Source organism: Chryseobacterium subflavum (genome assembly GCF_055762745.1).
In genome coordinates, this window is sequence record NZ_JBVTMR010000005.1 from 38,591 (window position 1) to 58,842 (window position 20,252).

At 36.9% G+C, this 20,252-nt stretch carries 19 protein-coding genes and 1 pseudogene; 6 read left to right on the forward strand and 14 right to left on the reverse strand.

Annotated features, from left to right (window positions below; genetic code table 11):
• Nucleotides 1-35 precede the first annotated feature (35 nt).
• The 9 genes from AC0INN_RS19385 to AC0INN_RS19425 form a co-directional block, all read right to left on the reverse strand.
• Nucleotides 36-710: a MarR family winged helix-turn-helix transcriptional regulator gene (locus tag AC0INN_RS19385; protein WP_306614646.1), complete on the reverse strand. Its 675-nt coding sequence runs from the start codon at nt 708-710 to the stop codon at nt 36-38.
• 64 nt (nt 711-774) lie between these two features.
• Nucleotides 775-1,803 (reverse strand): ferrochelatase, encoded by a 1,029-nt coding sequence (gene hemH / locus AC0INN_RS19390; RefSeq protein WP_306614648.1) that lies wholly within the window; start codon nt 1,801-1,803, stop codon nt 775-777.
• Nucleotides 1,804-1,813: 10 nt separating this feature from the next.
• Nucleotides 1,814-3,097: a cryptochrome/photolyase family protein gene (locus AC0INN_RS19395; protein WP_306614650.1), complete on the reverse strand. Its 1,284-nt coding sequence runs from the start codon at nt 3,095-3,097 to the stop codon at nt 1,814-1,816.
• Nucleotides 3,098-3,131: 34 nt separating this feature from the next.
• Nucleotides 3,132-3,839 (reverse strand): lycopene cyclase domain-containing protein, encoded by a 708-nt coding sequence (locus AC0INN_RS19400; protein ID WP_306614652.1) that lies wholly within the window; start codon nt 3,837-3,839, stop codon nt 3,132-3,134.
• A complete protein-coding gene (locus AC0INN_RS19405; RefSeq protein WP_172279165.1) occupies nt 3,836-4,288 on the reverse strand; it encodes a sterol desaturase family protein in 453 nt (150 codons plus the stop codon). Before AC0INN_RS19405 ends, AC0INN_RS19400 begins: the two co-directional genes overlap by 4 nt.
• Before the next feature lies 1 nt (nt 4,289).
• A complete protein-coding gene (locus AC0INN_RS19410) occupies nt 4,290-4,757 on the reverse strand; it encodes an SRPBCC family protein (protein WP_306614654.1) in 468 nt (155 codons plus the stop codon).
• Nucleotides 4,758-4,769: 12 nt separating this feature from the next.
• A complete protein-coding gene (locus AC0INN_RS19415) occupies nt 4,770-5,606 on the reverse strand; it encodes a phytoene/squalene synthase family protein (protein WP_273648485.1) in 837 nt (278 codons plus the stop codon).
• 1 nt (nt 5,607) lies between these two features.
• The gene (locus AC0INN_RS19420) at nt 5,608-7,104 is read right to left on the reverse strand and encodes a phytoene desaturase family protein (protein ID WP_306614656.1); all 1,497 of its coding nucleotides are present in this window, start codon (nt 7,102-7,104) and stop codon (nt 5,608-5,610) included.
• Nucleotides 7,105-7,140: 36 nt separating this feature from the next.
• Complete coding sequence (locus tag AC0INN_RS19425) at nt 7,141-7,797, reverse strand: MarR family winged helix-turn-helix transcriptional regulator (protein WP_172279173.1); 657 nt, start codon at nt 7,795-7,797, stop codon at nt 7,141-7,143.
• 370 nt (nt 7,798-8,167) lie between these two features.
• Between AC0INN_RS19425 and AC0INN_RS19430 the strand changes: the two genes are divergently transcribed.
• Nucleotides 8,168-10,570: a hypothetical protein gene (locus tag AC0INN_RS19430; RefSeq protein WP_306614658.1), complete on the forward strand. Its 2,403-nt coding sequence runs from the start codon at nt 8,168-8,170 to the stop codon at nt 10,568-10,570.
• Nucleotides 10,571-10,731: 161 nt separating this feature from the next.
• On the opposite strand, the pseudogene AC0INN_RS19435 reads toward AC0INN_RS19430, so the two are convergent.
• Nucleotides 10,732-11,342, reverse strand: a pseudogene (locus AC0INN_RS19435) (DUF4142 domain-containing protein).
• A 468-nt stretch (nt 11,343-11,810) separates the two neighbouring features.
• Here AC0INN_RS19435 and AC0INN_RS19440 point away from each other — a divergent pair.
• The 4 genes from AC0INN_RS19440 to AC0INN_RS19455 all read left to right on the forward strand — a co-directional run bounded on the left by AC0INN_RS19440 (nt 11,811) and on the right by AC0INN_RS19455 (nt 15,020).
• A complete protein-coding gene (locus tag AC0INN_RS19440; protein ID WP_306614664.1) occupies nt 11,811-13,433 on the forward strand; it encodes a hypothetical protein in 1,623 nt (540 codons plus the stop codon).
• A gap of 163 nt (nt 13,434-13,596) precedes the next feature.
• Complete coding sequence (locus AC0INN_RS19445; protein ID WP_306614666.1) at nt 13,597-14,310, forward strand: 2OG-Fe(II) oxygenase; 714 nt, start codon at nt 13,597-13,599, stop codon at nt 14,308-14,310.
• A 76-nt stretch (nt 14,311-14,386) separates the two neighbouring features.
• Nucleotides 14,387-14,665, forward strand: coding sequence for an Ada metal-binding domain-containing protein (locus AC0INN_RS19450; RefSeq protein WP_306614667.1), 279 nt, complete (start codon nt 14,387-14,389; stop codon nt 14,663-14,665).
• 178 nt (nt 14,666-14,843) lie between these two features.
• Nucleotides 14,844-15,020 (forward strand): hypothetical protein, encoded by a 177-nt coding sequence (locus AC0INN_RS19455; RefSeq protein WP_273648494.1) that lies wholly within the window; start codon nt 14,844-14,846, stop codon nt 15,018-15,020.
• A gap of 79 nt (nt 15,021-15,099) precedes the next feature.
• On the opposite strand, the gene AC0INN_RS19460 is transcribed toward AC0INN_RS19455, so the two are convergent.
• Both AC0INN_RS19460 and AC0INN_RS19465 read right to left on the reverse strand, forming a co-directional pair.
• Nucleotides 15,100-16,608 carry an amidohydrolase family protein gene (locus AC0INN_RS19460; protein ID WP_306614669.1) on the reverse strand — a complete coding sequence of 503 codons (1,509 nt, stop codon included), beginning with the start codon at nt 16,606-16,608 and terminating at the stop codon, nt 15,100-15,102.
• A gap of 294 nt (nt 16,609-16,902) precedes the next feature.
• Nucleotides 16,903-18,069 carry a cupin domain-containing protein gene (locus AC0INN_RS19465; RefSeq protein WP_306614671.1) on the reverse strand — a complete coding sequence of 389 codons (1,167 nt, stop codon included), beginning with the start codon at nt 18,067-18,069 and terminating at the stop codon, nt 16,903-16,905.
• Between the two features lie 236 nt (nt 18,070-18,305).
• On the opposite strand from AC0INN_RS19465, the gene AC0INN_RS19470 reads away from it, so the two are divergent.
• Entirely contained in the window at nt 18,306-18,947 is a 642-nt protein-coding gene (locus AC0INN_RS19470; RefSeq protein WP_172279191.1) for a FadR/GntR family transcriptional regulator, read from the forward strand.
• Between the two features lie 126 nt (nt 18,948-19,073).
• Here the strand turns inward: AC0INN_RS19470 and AC0INN_RS19475 are convergent, their stop codons facing one another.
• Entirely contained in the window at nt 19,074-19,679 is a 606-nt protein-coding gene (locus tag AC0INN_RS19475) for a hypothetical protein (protein ID WP_306614674.1), read from the reverse strand.
• Nucleotide 19,680: 1 nt separating this feature from the next.
• Nucleotides 19,681-20,181, reverse strand: coding sequence for an RNA polymerase sigma factor (locus AC0INN_RS19480; RefSeq protein WP_228456965.1), 501 nt, complete (start codon nt 20,179-20,181; stop codon nt 19,681-19,683).
• Nucleotides 20,182-20,252: the final 71 nt, after the last annotated feature.

Genomic DNA, 20,252 nt, shown 5'->3' on the forward strand with positions numbered 1-20,252 from the left:
CCGTAAATAATGTGCTGAAGTAGAAGTGTTTATTATTAATCTTTCAATATATACTCTTCATATACGGTATTGATCAGCTGATCGGAATGGATGTTCCGTGAAAAAATGGGATAATGAAAGCGATCCAGCTTATTGAGAATACGTATAAGTTCCATCTTTTCATTGTAATTAAGGTTTCCTGCCACAATATTCGTGGCCTGGCGGATCTTTTCCATTTGTTTTTCTAAAACCGATAATCCTCTTTCCGTGATACGGATCAATTTACTGCGTTTATCGACCTCGGATTCCGTCTGCTCTATAAGTCCCTGACGCAGTAATCTTGCAATAATAAGCATACCTACCGGTTTATCATGAATATTTTTCTTGATAAGAGCCATCTTCGTCATTTCTCCGAACGCCTTTAAATTAATTAAATAAATAAAATCTTCCTGGGTGGAAAATTCAGAATCCAGAATAGCAGATTTTGAATAGGTTTTTGCATACCGATTCAGATGAACGAGCAGTGTACTGATAGCACTTTCCGGCGTCCTTCCGTTCTCTTTACCATCCCAATAAGGCTCCTCTAAAGAATTTGACCCCATATTTCCCTGAGCAGAAATCCATGTTTTAAAGCCCTGGATATTGCCCGGATATAAATCAGGATTGGAACGGACTTCCGTTTCAAACTCCTGTAACAGATCTATACAATCTTTAATAAGCGTGTAATTCATTTTAATTAAATAGTTTACAAATATACCAAATTCTTCATACAAGTCTATAGCTTACCATTATGAGCTAGACCAAATAAAATTGATTCAGCTGTTCTTCGCAAAGTGTCCGGATGACTTCGATCCACCGGTCTTCATCATTCAGGCAAGGTATATAATTGAAGTTTTCACCACCTGCTTCCAGAAAGAGTTCTTTTCCCTCAACTGAAATTTCTTCCAGAGTTTCAAGGCAATCTGAAACAAATGCAGGACAAACAATAGCAAGATTTTTAATTCCTTTTCCGGGAATCGTTTTTAATGTATAATCTGTGTAAGGTTCAATCCATTTGTCTTTTCCCAATCGGGACTGAAAAGAGACAATCACTTTATCTTTAGGTAATCCCAGTTTTTTGATCACCTGCTCGGTGGTATTAAAACACTGATGGCGGTAACAAAACGAATGGCTGGGAAGGGTATCTTTATAACAGCAATCATTCATATTGCAGGTTTTCGTTGGATCCGTTTTGTAAATATGTCTTTCCGGAACCCCATGGTAAGAGAACAACAAGGCATCAAAATTTTCAGGAAGTTTCTCCCGGATACTTTCTGCCAGACAATTGATATACAGGTCCCGATGATAAAAAGGCTGAATGTAATTGATCTTTATATGGGGAAATTTTTTCTTTCTTATTTCTTCAGCTTTTTCAATCACAGTTTCGGTGGTACTCATCGCATATTGGGGATAAAGCGGAAGTAAAACAATTTCTGTAACTCCCTTTTCAGCCAGGTTCCTGATGCCTGTTTCAATGCTGGGTTCAGCATACCGCATTCCTATTTCAACGGGAACATCCACGAGCTTTTGCAGCTTTTGCCGTATCTTTTTTGTTATAACAATAAGTGGAGAGCCTTCATCTGTCCAGACGGTTTTATAAGCTTCTGCTGATTTCGCCGGGCGGGTATTTAAAATAATTCCACGAACCAGAAGTGCCCGGAAAATCCACCGGTAATCAATCACTTTTTCATCCATCAGGAATTCATCCAGATATTCTTTTACATCCTCTACCGCCGTTGATCTTGGTGAACCAAGATTGATTAATAAAATTCCTTTTTTTGCCATGTCTTTTTCTTTATTCTGCTAATGCTTCCTTATAAGTTTTTAATGCTCTTTCTCTGGCTTTTGCATGTTCTACAATCGGTTCTTCCTTGTAATCTTCGGGAAGCCATTTTGTGATATATTTAGTGTCTTTATCAAATTTTTTAGTCTGCTCATATGGATTAAATATCCTGAAGTAAGGTGCGGCATCACAACCGCAACCTGCAGCCCATTGCCAGTTCCCGTTATTGGCTGCGAGATCATAGTCTAATAATTTTTCAGCAAAATAGGCTTCTCCCCATCGCCAATCAATGAGCAGATGTTTGGTAAGAACACTTGCAGTGATCATTCTTACCCTGTTATGCATAAATCCGGTTTGATTGAGCTCTCTCATTCCGGCATCCACAATAGGATATCCTGTTTTACCTTCACACCAAGCCTTAAACTCTTTTTCATCATTCCTCCACTTAATATCTTCATATTTCTTTTTAAAACAATGATGAACAACATCTGGAAAATGATACAGAATTTGCATGAAAAATTCCCTCCAGATAAGCTCATTAAGCCAGACTTCATTATGCTTAACAGCGTACCGTATACATTTCCTTACCGAAATGGTACCGAAACGCAGCGCGATCCCAAGGTGTGTGGTATGATCCATAGCTGGAAAATCCCTGTATTTTCCGTAAGAATCTATTATATTCTTTTTCAGCTCAGGTTCTTTAAATTCAAGGTCTGTTTTCTTAAATCCGATTTTTTTCAGTGAAATGATCTCCGAAGGCCCGTTATAATCTGCAAACTGATCAAATTGTATGGTAAAAGTTTCTACGTTTTTCAAATTTGCCTTCCATTTCTTAGAATACGGAGTAAAAACGGTATAAGGAGAAAGGTCATCCTTCACAATATCATTACCCTCAAACAGTACCTGATCTTTAAAATCTTTAAAATCAATATGACTTTTCAGCAGCAGATCAGCTACCCGTTGGTCCCTTTGTATGGCTGAAGGTTCATAATCCCTGTTGCAAAAAACCGTATCAATAGTAAAATCCTCCGTTAGTTTTTTAAAGGCATCGACGGGACTACCATAATAAACCGTAAGTCCGCTGTTGTATTTTTGCAAAGTCTGATGCATCCGTTGCAAAGCCTGATGAATATAATCTACTCGTTTATCATTTTTATCCGGAAGACGGTCCAGGATCTCAGTATCAAAGATAAAAACAGGAACAACCTTTAACCCTGAGGTAAGGGCATGATGAAGCCCAACATTATCTTCCAGCCTAAGGTCTCTTCTGAACCAAAAAATGTTTACTTTCTCCATGAGGTATCTTTTACAATTAAAGTATAGTATTTGTTTAATAGCTGGGAATTTTCTGTTCTTTACTTTCAGTCAGTTTTTTAAAGAAATAAATAATAAGCAAAAACTGACTGTAACCATACACAGCATCTTCGACAGGAATGGTCCCCATTCTGATTCCCATAAACTCATCAGGGTTATAATTCACCACCGGAGATTGAATCAAAGAACCAGTAAGTATTCCATTTACAGCAAAGAATCCCGGCATTAAGACCAGATACACAAAGCTTGCTTTCCCTATCCATTCTTTTTTACCTATAAAATGGAGATAACAAAGGGTGAAAATCGTAACAATGATTGTTACCAGGGTATATATTCTGTCATAAAAAAGAAGTCCTGTAACACTGAGGATAATAACGGCAGCAAATACGATCAGGTTATTGAAAGCATTAGCCCAGTCCAGATTAAAAAATTTGTCCAGACAGTAGTAGGTAAAAACACACGCAAAGGGAATGCAGAAAAAAAACAGCCACTCTTCAATAGGAAGTCCGGCCATCTTAAATCCCATAGTGTACCTGAGATCAAACCACCACACCCCTTTTGCAGTGAACCATATATCCCAGCCAATAAAAGGAATGGCTACAATAGCAGAGGAAATCAAAAACTTTCCGAAAAGCTTATGAAACTGTATTCTCTTATCAAAAGAAGCCAAAAAGCAAATGATAACAGTGAAAAAATTGATTAGTATGTAAGTATAAGGCATCATTTTTTATTGAAATACATTTTAAAATATTTTACAGGAACCCACAAAAAACCAAAGCACTCCCCGCTTTCCTTTCCCAGATGTTTATGATGCTGTTTATGGGCACGCCTGATGGCAAGGAAATACGGATTCTTTGTCTTAGTAAAGACCTTTGCCCTTTGATGAATAAAAATATCATGCACAAAGAAATAGGCCATTCCATAAAGGCTTATTCCAAGGCCTACAAAAAAAAGATAACTGAATTCCTGTTTTACTCCAAGGTATAATAGAGCAATGGCCGGGCTTGCGAAAATGAAAAAGAAGAGGTCATTTCTTTCCAGTTTTCCATCATGACTATGGTCATGATGATCGCGATGCAGGCTCCAGAGAAAACCGTGCATAATATATCTGTGGATGAGCCATGTTGCGCCTTCCATTGAAATAAAAACACCTAAAACGATCAGAAAATTCATGTTAATAATCATTATTGTTAAAAAGAGCATTTAAAACGCCGGACCTTAAATCGAATATACTTTCGAGCTTTTTCTTTATAAATAACCGATGGGCTATTCTTCCTATGATCCCCAGGGGAAGTTCATAATCTACAGTATCTTTCATCAATACTCCTTTATCATTTGGAATGAATTCATGAAAATGATTCCAATACTTATACGGACCTTTTTTCTGGAAGCCGGTAAAGCTTTTATAATCTTCTACCTGGCTGATCATCATTTCCCATTTGATCGGGCTTCCTAAAAAAGAAAAGGCCCTATACTCTATTTCCATTCCTTTAAAAACCGGCCGGTCCAGAATACCCGAAACAACCAGAAAATTCATTACTTCAGGAGTTGCTTCAGAAAAATGATCATGCGATGAGAAGAAATTCCAGATCGATTCGATAGTACAATTTAACTGTTGCTCCCTGTATAATCTGTGTAACATTCTTTTTATTAATTAGAAATAAGCAGCTTTGTATCTTATATAGCTTTTGAACGCAACAAAAAGTTTCTGTGAATTAGCGATCCTGACTCTTTGCTGTAAAATACGATGAGAGCTTGTCTTCTTTATTTTTTCAAACAATGACAGATAGTATCTGTATGCGAGATATACTCCGAACATAGAGGAACCTGGTAATTTTTTAATTCCCTGTAATGCTTCTTTAAATTCTCCTTCAATTTCTTTTTCGATCTGCCCTTTCACGGTGTTATCAAAGACAGACATATTTACAGACGGGAAATAGGTTCGTCCAAGGACCTGATAGTCATCTTTCAAATCCCTTAAAAAATTAACTTTCTGAAAAGCAGATCCCAATTTCATGGCAAACGGTTTCAGTTTTTCAAATTGCTGTTTATCACCTTCAGTAAAAATCTGCAGACACATCAAACCCACCACCTCAGCAGAGCCATAGATATATTCATCATAGAGTTCCGAGTTATAATCAATTTTATGAAGATCCATTTCCATGCTGTGTAAAAACTGCCTGATCAGCCTTGTATCGATATCATACCTGCGAACTGTTTCCTGAAAGGAATGCAAAATGGGATTCAGCGATATACCCTCTTCCAGTGCCCGGTAGGTTTCAGCTCTTAATCTTTTCAAAAGTCTCTCTTTATCATAGCAATGAAAACTATCAACAATTTCATCTGCCAGGCGTACATAACCATAAATAGCATAAATAGCAGGTCTGATGGATGGCTTCAATGCCAATATTCCTAGTGAGAAACTGGAACTGTATTTTTGTGTGGTGCTCTTACTGACTTCGTAAGACAATTCATCAAACAATTTTTTCATATTAATTTATTTTTAGTTTACTAACTTCAGCCGCTACAATTTTTCCCGAAATTACTGACGGAGGAACACCCGGTCCCGGAACAGTTAATTGTCCTGTATAAAAAAGATTCTTAATCTTTTTGTTTCTTATTTTAGGTTTTAAAACAGCCGTCTGGGATAATGTATTGGATAATCCGTACGCGTTACCTTCATAAGCATTATAATCTGAAATAAAATCGCTGACACAATAACTTCTTTTGTATTCAATTCTGGATAGGAGACCGCTTTCTCCCGTATGTTTTTCAATTCTTGCAAGCATTTTCATCAGATATTGCTCTCTTAGAGACTCTTCGTCATGTATTCCCGGAGCAAGAGGCAACAGCAAGAAAAGATTTTCGCCATCCTGAGGTGCTACATCCGGATCTGTCTTTGAAGGACAGCATACATAAAACAAGGGTTTTGACGGCCACTTCTTATCTTTATAAATACAATCTATATGATCATCAAGCTCATTTTCAAAAAACAGGGTGTGATGCTTTAAATGAGGAATTTTCCCTTTAACACCGAGATAGTAGATGAGACATGAAGGAGCAAAGGTTCTGGTTTTCCAATAGGCATCGGTATAGTTTCTGAGGGATTCAGGAATTAATGTTTCGGTATGATGATAGTCTGATGAGGCAATGACGGCATCAAATTCATGGTCTTCCCCATTGATCCTGATAGAAGTAACTTTGCCTTTTTCCGTATTGAACTGCTGTACGTTATGGTTAAAATGGAAAGTTGCGCCTTGTTTTTCTGCCACTTTCTTCATGGCAAGAACAAGCTGATAAAATCCTCCCATAGGATATTTTGTTCCCAGGACATATCCTCCGTAATTCATCAGGCTGTACAATGCGGGAATATGTTGCGGTGAAGCACCGAGGAATATAACCGGAAATTCCATCAGTGATCTGAGCTTCGGATCCGAAAAGTAGCCCGAAACATATTTTCTGAAATTACTTACAAGATCAAGTTTCAGAGCACTACCCGCTATTTTTAAAGAAGCGAATTCAAGCCAGCTGTAACATGGTTTTGTCACAAAGTCTTTCATCCCCGTTTCATATTTGAATTGAGCAGACTGCATAAACTGATCATAACGCCGGCCAGCTCCGGGTTCTATTTTTTCAAATAAATCCCGGATTTCACTGTTTTTCTCGGGAACTGAGACTTTCTCTTTTGAAAAAACCATTTCAAACTGAGGATCTAACGATACCAATTGAAAAAAATCGGATGCTTTATAATCAAAATCGCTGAAAAAGTCTTCAATGATATCAGGCATCCAATACCAGCTTGGTCCCATATCAAAAACATACCCGTTTTCCGTTTTAAATTGTCTTGCCCGTCCGCCAGGCTGGTGATGCTTTTCAAATACATGTACTTCATGTCCTGATTTTGCAGCATACGCAGCAGCAGAAAGTCCGGAAAATCCCGAGCCTATCACGGCAATTCTTTTTCTTAAGCTATTGGTATTCGTTATCATTTATTTAATCATTTTAACACAGACTTTTAAACTTCATCAGTTCAGCTTTTTATAGACAGCGTCCAGTAATTCCTGGGCTTCCAGATTCATACGGTAAAGGGAATGATGAAATTCATCCAATTTAGAGAGTATGGCAATGAACAGCATTTGTTCAGAATGGGTAAGGTTTCCTACTACAGCCCTTGAGGCTTTACGGATTTCATCCATATGCTCATTTAATACAGTAAGGCCTTCCTGTGTTAGCTGAACATGTTTTGTTCTTTTATCTTTTTGAGAAATCTCCTGTTTTACCCAGCCATTTCTGATCAAACGATTAATAATAAGAATGCCCGAAGATTTTTCATGCACATTACGTCTTATCAATTCCATTTTGGTCATAGGTCCTACAGACTTCAGGCTTATAAGGTAAATGAAATCATCCTGGCTTGAAAAAACGGAGTGGTAGGTTGCTGATCGCGAGTAAGATTTTGCATATCTCCCCATCCTTGTCAATAAAGTATTGATAATACTGTCGGTGCTCCTTCCTGATTCCATCCCCAGCCATCCAGGTTCTGATTCAGAATCCTCAGGATGCGAAATAATTAACCATTCCGCAAAACCCTGGATGTCGTTACTGTATAGAGCTTTGTCTTCATTTTGCTCCATAAATTGCTGAATAAGCTCTACCACTGTTTTGATAAGATCATAATTCATATCGAATAAATTAGTACACAAATATACTTATAAAAGAATATAAATATACTTTTATTGTATTTTATTTTTGTTCAAAGTCGTATAAGTCAATCGGTAAGAGCATTTAAATTAAAGAATATCATGTGATCATAAAATCCAATAACATTCTGATAAACAATTAATTAAACAATTTTAAAACACCAAGAAACAGAATAAAAAGAGAGAAAAAAAATGTATATTAATAAACTATAAACAAGCTTATAACCAAAATTTTATATACAAATCTCATAATTAATTAAAATCTCATTAATTTTTTAAGTTAAAAGACAAATATCAAATTCGGAATCTTTAATTGAGTAATTTAGCATTGGACAAATGCACTAAGATTTTTATGAAAAATATCTTCTTTTTAATGCTGATTTCAACGGTTCAACCCTTATTATCACAAACCAAACTGGAAAAAGCAATCACTAATCTTGAAAATAATTACGAACAGGAAAAAGTATACCTCCTTACCGATAAACTTCAATATGCAGCGGGAGACCAGATCTGGTTTAAAGGTTTTGTATTTGACGGTTACAACCGTTCGACATTATCCACCACCCTGTTTGTGGAATTGTACGATTCCGATAAGAAATTAATAGACTGGAAAACAGTACTTCTTACCAATGGCGAAGGCAGCGGAGATTTCAAGCTTAAAGCAGACCTTCCGGAGCAGGTTTATTTTGTAAGGGCCTATACTCCGTACATGACGAATTTCAGCGATGATTTCCAAATTGTTAAAACCCTTCCGGTTTACAATCCTACCTCAACTAAAGCATTAGAAGTTGCTAAAAATTCAGATTGGTCCGCCAAAGCGTTTTCTGAAGGTGGAAACTTCATTAATGGTACACCTACAAAATTTGCTGTAAGACTTTATGGCAATGTTTCTCTTCCGGAAAAATGGAGTGGAAAAATAATAGACGTACAAAATCCAGATGTTCCTATAACCACTTTCACCTCGCTTGATAAAAATGTAGCTTCTTTTAAAATAACGCCGGCATCAGGAAAAAAATACCAGGCCATCATTGAAGATAATACAGGAAAAAAGCAAACCATCAATTTACCCGAAGTTACAGACAGTGGTCTCCATGTAGAAGTTTCCAGCTCGAATGAAGGGATAAAATACAGTTTAAAAGGAGTCAATTTAAAACAACAGCTTCAGAATTATAAAATTGTAGGGACCATTAATAATCACTTAGCTTACAAGGCAAATATTACCCAATCAACCAGTGAAGTCTCAAGCACGATCCCTACAAAAATCAGCAATGGAGCCAATGGTGTTTTACAGCTGGCTATTTTTGATGAACAGGACAATCTGGTCGCAAAAAGACTTTGCTTTATCAAACCGAATAATTTAAAGATTGAGAAAGCAGAAATTGTTGGCCAGAATTTAAAAGAGACACCAAGATCCTTCAACAGTATCGACCTTTCACCGGAGTCTTATTTTAAAAATTATACGGTTCTGGTAAGTGAGGATGACGGAAGTAACACAACTGAAGAAGAGAATATCCTGAGCAGCCTTTGGTTAACAGGAGATCTTTCTTCAAAAATAGACAGTCCAGCCCAATACTTCTCTAAAAATGCCAATACCGAAGCTTTGGATGCCCTGCTTATTTCTGAAAACTGGAAAAGGTTTGACTGGAATTCAGTACTTAGCGGAATGGTTCCCGCCATTAAAGCCAATTCTCAGAAATTTCTTTCTTACAGGATAAAACCCCTTAAAGACAACGCCCTGATGAGAGATACCAATGTAAACGTAGTTCTGAAATTAGGGGAAAACGAACCCAGTATCAATCAGTTCAGAACCGATCAGATGGGATATATTTATTTGAACAATCTTAGTTTTGATGAACCCCTGAACGTTTCCGTATTTGCAAATTCTGAGAAGGGTAAGGAATCAGAAAATGATCATTTATTCGTGACGGTAGAACCCTTGGTTACCCCAACACCCTTTAAAGGAAGCTTGCCGGCTACGAAATACACATTGGTAACAGCCACTGAGAATAAAAAACTTCCTCCGGCCATTTCAAAAGCCATCAACACTCAGAAAAATATTAAAAAGCTGGAACATATTGATGTCCAAATTGAAGAAGTACAATTAACAGGAAAAAAGAAGGATCCCAAAGAAGAATTAAACAAACAACTATCCTCGGGAATGTTCAGTTCCGTGAATTCCACTATATTCGATTTCGTTAACGAGGACCAACATGTCGCCGGATCAACCAATATATTGGACTGGCTGCAGGGAAGAGCTGCCGGTTTAACATTCCAGAGAAATAACTCAGGGATCAATGTACCCTATATCCGTGGTCAGCAAGCCAAGCTTTACCTGGATGAAACCCCTACCGATGCAAGTATGATCACCAGCCTTCCGGTCAACAATATTGCCATGGTGAAAATTATTAAGGGTTCCGGACTAATCGGTAACGCAGTACTCATCTATACAATGAGAGGCAATATGAAATCTAAAAGTAACGAGAAGGATCCTCAAAAGAACAACCTATCGGTTATAAAGGGATACGACAAACCATCAGAATTTCCTATTGAAACACTGGATACGGATGATCCTGCAAAGAAAATTGAAAATGACACCCGGGAAACGCTTTACTGGAATCCTAATCTGTATGACAGTGATTATGTTCCTCCAAGAATTAAATTCTTCAATAACGACACCGCAAAACAATATAAGGTACTGATCATCAGTTTTGATGAAGATGACAATATTCTGTATGAAAACAGGGTGTTTAAATAGTATTTAACTATCTCCAAATAAAAAGATTCGAAAACGTGCAGTTTTCGAATCTTTTATTATTTGTTAATCCGTAAGATTAATAAAATAAAGCCACAGGATCGAAAAAAACGGTTCACACATCATTCTAAGATTTACGTTTCTTACAATTTGTGGCTTTATTTTTACTTTATTCCGGATTTTGTTTTTTGTGCTTCCATTAAATGGTGATCCAAGGTTGGCAAGGTTTTGCTTGCAAATGACTTCAGTGAAGCTTCCTGACCATCAGCAGCTTCTTTTTTGAACTCTGCAATATCTTCTTTGTGGTCACTCACCATAAGATCACTATACATACGATCGAATTCTGCTCCTTTTTTAGACTTCAGCTCATCGTATTTCTTTTGTTTTCAGCATCTAAACTTGTTGGTAAAGTATAACCAACTGTTGACGCCCAGCTTTTTAGTTCTTCATTCGCTTTACTGTGATCTTTTACCATCATTTCACCCAGGTTTTTTACATTTTTGTCGGAAGCATTCGTCGCGGCAAGCTTCCCCATCATTACCTCCATCAAACCTCCCTGAGCTGCCCCATCGGCAAATTTCTTATCCTGATCCGAAAGAGAGACTTTGGTATTGGTAGTGCCTGTTACAGTGGTAGAATCGGCCGTCACGGCTGGTGAATCAACGGAGGGAGCCACTGCTGTACTGTCCATCGGTTGATTAACTGTCGTTGTTTCGCTTTTCTTACAGGCCAACATCGTGGAAACTGCAAGAAGGGTTAAAATTGAATTTTTCATAATATAATTAAATTGGTTTGGTCAGTAAAATAAAAAAAATCATCCCTTACACCGGAGAAGATCATTTCTGTTTCACATCGAATTTAGAAAAGTAAAACCGGATACTTTATGACCTGAATCATATTCATCAATCACTTTTTATCTTTTTTATGTTTCTCAAGGGGTAAATCTTTCTTATGGTAAAACATTGTAAAACCAATACCTCGGTAGTCTAAAACCTATATGCTCAATTCATTAAGAAAAAAGAAAACAATACCCCAACCCAACACCTGATTTACAAAAAATAGGGGTATGCCCTGACCCACAAATTCAATTTTCATAGGAAATTAGCAATACAAACCTGGTTTATGGAGATGTTTCGGGATTCAGTTCAATAGAATTCCAGAATCATAATGTCCCATAAGATGGAAAATCAAACCACAAAAATGGAGAGATGGAAATATTACATATCGCTTAAGAAATAATACTATGAAAGAAAAACTTGTAAAGCAAAAGGAAGAACTATCTCAGATACGAACTATTTTACAAAGCCTGGATATTGACAACGATGAAAGATTTCAATGGGGTTCAGAAGGATCAATACAGGACTATGAATATGACTTAAAGGTTGTAAAAAAAGATGTCAGCTTTTACCTGAAAGAGGATTTGTATTACATAAACCGTATAAGGCAAAATTACATCTCATCTGCACCCGATACGGAAGAGCAAAAAATCTTAGAAGCTGAGTTAAGCAGAATGAAAAAAATGTACAATTATAAGATCAATTATCTGACTATTATGTCTCACCTGAAAGATATGGAGGATAAGCCTAAGATTGAATTGGCTAAACTTGAAAAAAGATACTCAGATCAGATTCGCCAGCTGGAATATGAACGTTCCAGACCAATACATTTCAGGCAACGTACCCATGAAGGATACAAGAGGAAAATAATCAGAAAGTCTGAGCGATCATATGATCAAAAGATAAAAAAAACAAAAAAAGACCTCGAAGATGAGAAAAAAGAAACAGCTATCAGGATAAAAAAAGAAGAAAAAGAGCTGTTCAAAGAAGTTACTCAGTTTCTGAAAATTGATGAACGTTATATATCGCTTATAAAATCCGGTGTTATGTTATTGCCTAGTGACTCACGCCTGGCAGCAATTTTCCCAAAAAACCGGTGGCTCACATTCAACAGTTTCAACAAAATTAACAGACATGAGATCATGCATCAGTATGCGCGCAAACTTTTAATGAAGCATAATTTGTTTACAGGAGAAACAGGCATATTACCTGGTAGCAGGAAAGGATGTATTTGTATTATGTACATTAAAGAGGGACATATGAAAGATCGTAGTGGAGCAACTTTCAGACCCGTCTTTGGAGCCTCTGGTATCAGGCCTTATGGTGAAAAATTTAATTTAGAAGAAGTACAGATTGAAAGAAATAGTTATATCAGCATGGGAGTCCCCGATCCCATAGATGCAGCCGGTAATTCTTATGAAAAAACAGTCGAAAGGTTACTTAAGCACGTGGATATTATGCAACGCCTTGGCATAAAACCACCTTCAATGCAATCCAGCTTATATTTCCTGCAAACTCCCGAATATAGGGACAATAAAAATAGACAAAACAGGATCACTATGCTTGAAAACTGGATGCCAAGTAACTGTGCTGAACCAGCTATTATGACGGCCATTTACCAAATGTACAGCCGGCCGGCTGATATTTACCTGTCAGTACCTTTTGAAGGTTATTTGTCTGAAGGGAAACTTTTACTTAAATATACCTGTGCGAGGTGTGCCCTATCGGAACCTGCTTTTATGTCACCAGTCGACACAAGCACAGGACAAAGGCTTACCGACATGCGCTTACAGAGTAATAGATCGTTCCTGATAAGCGATCGTATATTATCTGAAGGGCTAATGTATAATCATGCCAAGAAGAAAAACAATGAGGAGGACAAAGCTCATCCTTATAGTAAAAAGGATGTTGCTATAAAACGTACAGCTCTTCTCAATCAGGCATATGGTTTTGAACATGTAAAACGTGGACACGAGCAAGTCGCTATGGATACCACAATGATACTCATGATAGGTCTGAAATTTAAATAAAATAGATACTGACCATATACTGCGATAGTAAGATGCGGATATGCATATGGCTGCAACAATAGCATCGTTAAAGAAAATCCACATCAATTTTAGTACAATACGGCAAGTTTCGGATTTCTTATTTTTCTATGTAAAGCTAACTTTACTTCATAAAGATCATGATATGAAAGATATAGAAAAGAGGCTTGCTGCGAAGGATTGGCATTCAGTAAAAAGGGAATTGCACGATAAGGGTTTTGTGATTGTCCGGGATGTATTAACAAAAATGGAATGTGACAATTTAATTACTTTATACAATGCAGACAACACGTACCGCAAAACCATCAATATGGAACGATATCGTTTTGGCCGGGGAGAGTATAAATATTTCCAATATCCTTTACCTGAACTCATTACCACAATACGGGAACAGGTATATGCTGAAATAGCACCGGTGGCCAATCAGTGGATGCAGGAACTTGCTATTGAAAAAACATTCCCTTCCACGCATAAGGAGATGAAAAAACTCTGTATGGAACATAACCAGGAAAAGCCAACAGTATTAATATTAAAATATAGTGAAGGTGGATTTAACACCTTGCATCAGGATCTGTATGGTGAAATTTATTTTCCGATGCAGATCGTTTTTATGCTGGATCAGACAGAGGAGGATTATACAGGTGGAGAATTTGTTATAACAGAGCAGATTCCCCGTGCGCAATCCAAAGCTAATGTATTAAAACCCAACCGGGGCGATATGCTGATACTCACCACCAATTTCCGTCCGGTGAAAGGCTCTAAAGGGTATTACCGGGTTCATATGAAACATGGTGTAAGTCCTGTTCACAGTGGACACAGGCACAGCCTGGGTATTATTTTCCATGATGGATTGAGTTAAGTCTTACCTCCATCAAAACGGTTTAAAAGACTTTTTGAGATAAAAATAAATCTGGAAACCAATATCAAGCAATAAGATGATAAAGCATACCGATCTCGGCCAGACTTCCGAGGAAAGAAAAAAAGCGCTCAGCTCTCTGATCCGTAATGGCGTTATAACACTTGGTGGTTATAAAAAAGCAAAGATTTATGGTTTACTTTCGTGTTCTTCAGGTAAAAGAATGAAGACCGAAAACCGTGTTTTCTTTAAAAACGAAGAAGAAGCGCTTACATATAACTATAGGCCTTGCGGAAACTGCATGAAGGAAAAATATGAGGAATGGAAAAAGAAGACTAGTAAAGTGAGAACTACATAAGAATCATCGGATCATACATAATAAAAGTGAATATTAATATTGCTGTATCCATTATTAAATACTTTGAAAAGGAATTTACGGAATCCTCATTCGCTCCTCACATCATATTTTAATAAAGTTTATTTATGTATATTGGATATGTATTTTTTATAAAAAAATAAAAACTAAATACCAATTTATGAAAAACTTAAAAAACTTACCCCAAAAGCTCACCAAAAGAGAACTGAAAAAAATTACAGGAGGAAATGATCCGGATCTATCTTATCCGATGTGTACACCAAGACAATGCGAGACGCTTGATATGAAATGTGACCGCCTTAACAGCTGTCCACCACTCTATCCGGATCCGGACTAGTAATGAAATATTGTGATCCACTCACATAAAAAGCATCATTATTTTAATGATGCTTTTCTTATATTTATAGTATATCTGATTACTTAAGCCTGCCATTCATCTCCTTAACAAAGTCATCCCATTGCTTATTCAGATACGTCAATGACTGTTTCTTTTCACTCTCATTCAGAGACGAATAATTAATTGAATTAAAAACAAGCTTCTTCAGGGCTTTTACATCAAGTTCCCAATACACATACGCGACCCAGAAATCATATCCAAGACCTTCGTATCCGTAAACACTAGGATCATCACTGTTAATGGAACACTGTATTCCGTTACTTAACAAAACTCTTGCAGGATGATTTCTCAGATCACTCACATATCCTAAAACCTGGTTACTGATCGGGCTAACCTCAACAAGCTTATTTTGTTTTTTGATCAGTTCCATAGTTTTGGGAAAATAGATCAGATTCAAACCATGTCCGATTCTTGGGTTGTCCAGTGATGCAATATCGATCATATTTTTATTAAAGACAGAAACGCTTTCCCCTGCATGAAGGAAAAGAGGCATCTTTACGCCATACTTTTTACTGAGTTCATTCAGCTTCGCCCAATCTTCCCGAAAAGAGTAAATACTATTCCCGGCAGCCTCATCGGCCACAAGGTCAAAACCTGAAATAACATCCGGAAATTCTTTTTTAAGTTCAAAAGCTGTTTCAAGTTGTTTTCCTATAGCCTGTGGATCTAAAAATTTAAAACTTGAGTAAATTAATTTCAGACTGAATTCCGGGTACTTTTTCTGTATCTCTTTCACTACTTCCTGCAAATCTGTGACTGAAGTTTTCAGAGGGTATTTTCCATGCTGAAAATCGTACAATTCATCAAAAACATATCTTATCTCTACATGCTGTACTTTATTTGCCGCTAAATCTTCAAATCCTTTTTTATAATACTCTTTGAAAAAAGGACGATAAGGCAACAGGAGGCTTATCCTTGTAAAGCGTTTTTCAAATTCAATCCAGTAATCCGAGTACGTACAGAGTGATTCCCGCTTCAGCAGAAGAAGTTCTGTCAACTGTTTTTCAAAGCCGGGTTCGGAACTCAATTTTTGATCAAGGCTGACAAATCCTTTTGGGACTTTCCCATCTTGAAAAAATGCCAGCTGCCCGAAAATAAAGTCTTTGGTATCCGCCTGATCATAGATATAGCATTCTTTATATTTTCTTGCTGCAGTAATTACCCATTTAGCATCCGTGATCCCGCCACTATGTGTATGCAGTAATCCTCCTTTAGGCATTGATTGAAAGATCTCAAATAATCTACTGCTTTCAATCAGAGGTTTTAATTCATTAAATGAGCTATTATACAAAGATATTTTTTGCTTTTCCGCTCCGGCCAGGAAATCTTTTCTTATCTGAAATAACTTTTGATCCAAAGCAATTTCAGCATCGGATAACTTTACATCAGCATCGAAAGCAATTGCTTTATTCTGCTGTTCAAGCTGCATCCAGTTTTGTTGATACGTAGAATTTTCAGCCACTTTGCTTTGGCATCCAAATAAAGGAAATCCAAAAAATAACAGATAAGTAATATATTTTTTCATCATAATATCGAGGGTTATATGGCACAATTCGGCATGCCTAAGAATTAATTATTATCAAAAATATAATTAATTTTTTGAGTAAAACAACTTCAACCTGGCAGAATCTCAGATAAAATAAAGGAATGCAGTCGGTAAGAACTGAGTCTCAACGACTTTATTTTTGATACTCCTGATTTATATTTTGTTCTTTTAGGATCATCAAAATTATTTCAATCTGAATGAACCCCAAACAGCCTCTTAGTAATAAGGCTTCTGAGATTATACTTCAGAAGCCTTATTTTTCCATATTTTCCAAAACTAAAAAATTCCTTTTTTGTGATTTGCTATTTTAGCCGTCTGGGCTGGGGTAATTCCAAAATGATCTTCAACAAGTTGCGCTGGATTAGAGGCCAGCCAGTCATTCAAGGATATATCCTGATATTCGTCAGAGTTGAAAACAATAATCAATTTAAGGGTTTCAGTGCCGGTGTTTTCTATATAGTGACCGAAACCTTGCTTGATAAAAGAAACCATACCTTTTTTATAAGGCATTGTTTTTACCCGTCCATGTGAACCAAAAATACTCAGATTTCCCTGTCCGCTCATAACGTATTGCCACTCGTCGGCATTAGGATGCCAGTGCAGTTCACGGATTGCTCCTGGTTCGATATCCATCCGTAAAGCAGTTAAAGTCTTTTGAATAGGAAATTCCTGAGCAGATACTTTTATAGTAGAACCACCAGGATATTTTTCATAAACACCATCGGTCTCCATGCGAAATTTATGGGCCGCATAACTTGGAGGTATATTGGGATCTATGTTTTGTGGTTTTTTGGCTGTGGCTATTTTCCCCGTACCAATATAAAGCTCTTTATGAGGAGAGGATGCAAATGCATTTGCCGGTAATCCGGAATTGCGTGCCAGTATCTCAGGAGAGAGATGGTTGATCCAGTCTGTGGAACTGAAAGTTCCAAATTCAGAAAAGTGACCATTGTCAAAGACTAATAAAAACAGGCATGATTGATCACCAATACACTGCAGGCAATGTCCGTGGCCCTTCGGGAAATACCAGATATCACCTTTCTCGAAATCATCTGTTGCCGTAGTTCCATCCGGAGCAACAACAGTTGTACGTACACTTCCTTCTAACACATAAGCCCATTCTGCTGCGATTGAATGCCAGTGTAATTCACGGAAGCTGCCCGGGTTTAACCGCATAATTACTCCTGCAATACTTTGCGATACCGGAAATTCTTCTACAGTCGCTTCTTTGGCTGTACCACCGGGACCTACCCAGCCCTTACTTCCATTTTCAATGTCGTATACAAAATCTTCCAATTCTTCTACCTTGGGATCGTTTGACCCATTTTTTACTGAAGTTTCGGCCTTTTTTGGAATTAATAAATCTAGGCCTGTTGGTGCTGTTACCAAACCAAAGCTTGATAAAGATACTGCGGAAAGAAATCCACGTCTTGTTGTTGCCATATCTTTTTATATTAATATTAAAACAAATGTAAAATTTAAATATGACATCTCAAAGCAAAACATCATATGTTTTTAAAAAACATCATATGTTTAATTTTTATACTTATATAACTGTATTGAAAGGCGTTTGATGGTAAAATAATATTTTCAACGAGTCCAACTACCTCAGAATCCTAAGGAATTATATGATGTTTACCAGAAATGTCGTATGTTTGCTGTAAAGGAGTTAGCGAATCATGAAACTTTACGAAAAGGTAATTAGTCTGATAAAGAAAGATATTTCTCAAGGGAAATACAAAGCGGGTGAAAAGATACCTTCCGAGCCTGAACTGATGAAGTTATATGGCGTAGGTCGTTCCACGATCAGAGAAGCTATTAAAACCATGGCCATTTCAGGGATTCTGAAAGTACAGCAGGGATCAGGGACTTTTGTTAATAATAGCTTCCAGGAGGTCAGCATTGAGCAGCGCTTAAGACGTGCAGATTTTGATGACGTCAATGCAGTAAGGAGACTTCTGGAGAAGGAAATTGTAAAATTGGCCGCACAAAATCGTACGGAGGAACAACTTCAGGAGATCGAACAATATTTAGAAAATCGCAGACTGGCTATTCATGCTGAAGATGCTCAGCTTTGTGCCGATACAGATATTGCTTTTCATACAGCGATTGCCAAGGCTTCCTCAAACCCAGTATTATCTGATTTATATTACAGTTTCACCTTAATCATGCGTAATTTTTTTCTTGCAAGAGAAAAGCAAGGAATCAGCCGTTTTGCAATGAATCATCATTTGCATGAACAATTATTTAAAGCGATTAAGAACAAAAAAACCAACCAAGCCCAATTGGTTCTTCAAAGAATTCTGGACAATAACTATTAAGATTTTTGATATACACCAGCCGTTATTTGTGAATCTTGTGTACAACAATAGCTACAGCTAATAATTATTGGACAGTCTCACTCTTAAAGAAAACAATAGCCCCTCTGTATTTCAGAGGGGCTACCCTTATTGCATTTCAGCTAATACATCCTTCAGTTTTTTAAGGTATTGTCCAAAATATTTATTAAATGTGTATTCACTGATCAGATAATGGAATCCGAATATCGCCGCATATATACATAATCTGAGAGGAAAATCAATTTTAGCCAGCAGGTCAAGTCCCTGAATCCAATCCACCCTATTATATCTGAGTAAAACTTCCGAAGAAATGATCAGCAATAAAAAAAGGAACCTTGTTGCTATAAGATAACGGCCATTGCTTTTGATAAGTTTCCTGATCTTTATTTCAATATCTTTCTTTACCGGGCCATTAAACGTTTCCAAACCATTGATCAGTTTTAAATTGAAAAAATGATAAATGATCATTACAGGCAGAATGGCGGCCGCCACCCATATAAAAAAACTGTTTCCCGTTTTATTTGCATTTATGCCTGCAATTATTAAAAAAACGAAAAGAGCGGGTAAAATCATCAGCTGCTTTTTTGTTCTTTTTTTGAGGGCATCAAGTGGAGAGGCTATCCCTCTTCTAGTAGCAGAAATAATATCAAATTCGTTCTGATCTACATTTACTGAAATTGTTTTCCAGTTGTTTTTCAATACATCTAATTCCATCTTATTTGTTGTTTGTTAAGGTTCTTAATTTGTCTTTAATCCTGTTCATCTTTACTCTCAACGTTGCATTGCTGATCCCCAGAATCTCTTCCATTTCATCGTAAGATTTATCTTCCAGGTACAACATTACAACCGACTTTTCCACATCATTCAGTTGTTGTATCGCTACATACAACTGTTGATGCTGTTCTTCTTTCAATCCCGTATCTTCTTCATAGGAAACCTGAACGTACTGCAGTTCAATATCACTGATCTGAATAGAACGTTTCGGTTTGGAAAGACTCATCAGAACCGTATTAATAGCAATCCTGTAGAGCCAGGTACTGAATTTTGACTCACCTCTGAATTTCGGATAAGATTTCCACAACTGAATAATAATATCCTGATACATCTCCTGAATAGTATTTGGATCATTACTATACATCCTGCAAACCTTATAGATTAAAAGTTTATATTCTTTTAGCCTGAGCTCAAACTCTAATTCTAAATCTGTCTTTTTCAAATCTTTAGATTTTAGCTATTTGTTATACGTTGTAACAAAATGTTACGAAATAATTGATCAAAAAAAATAAT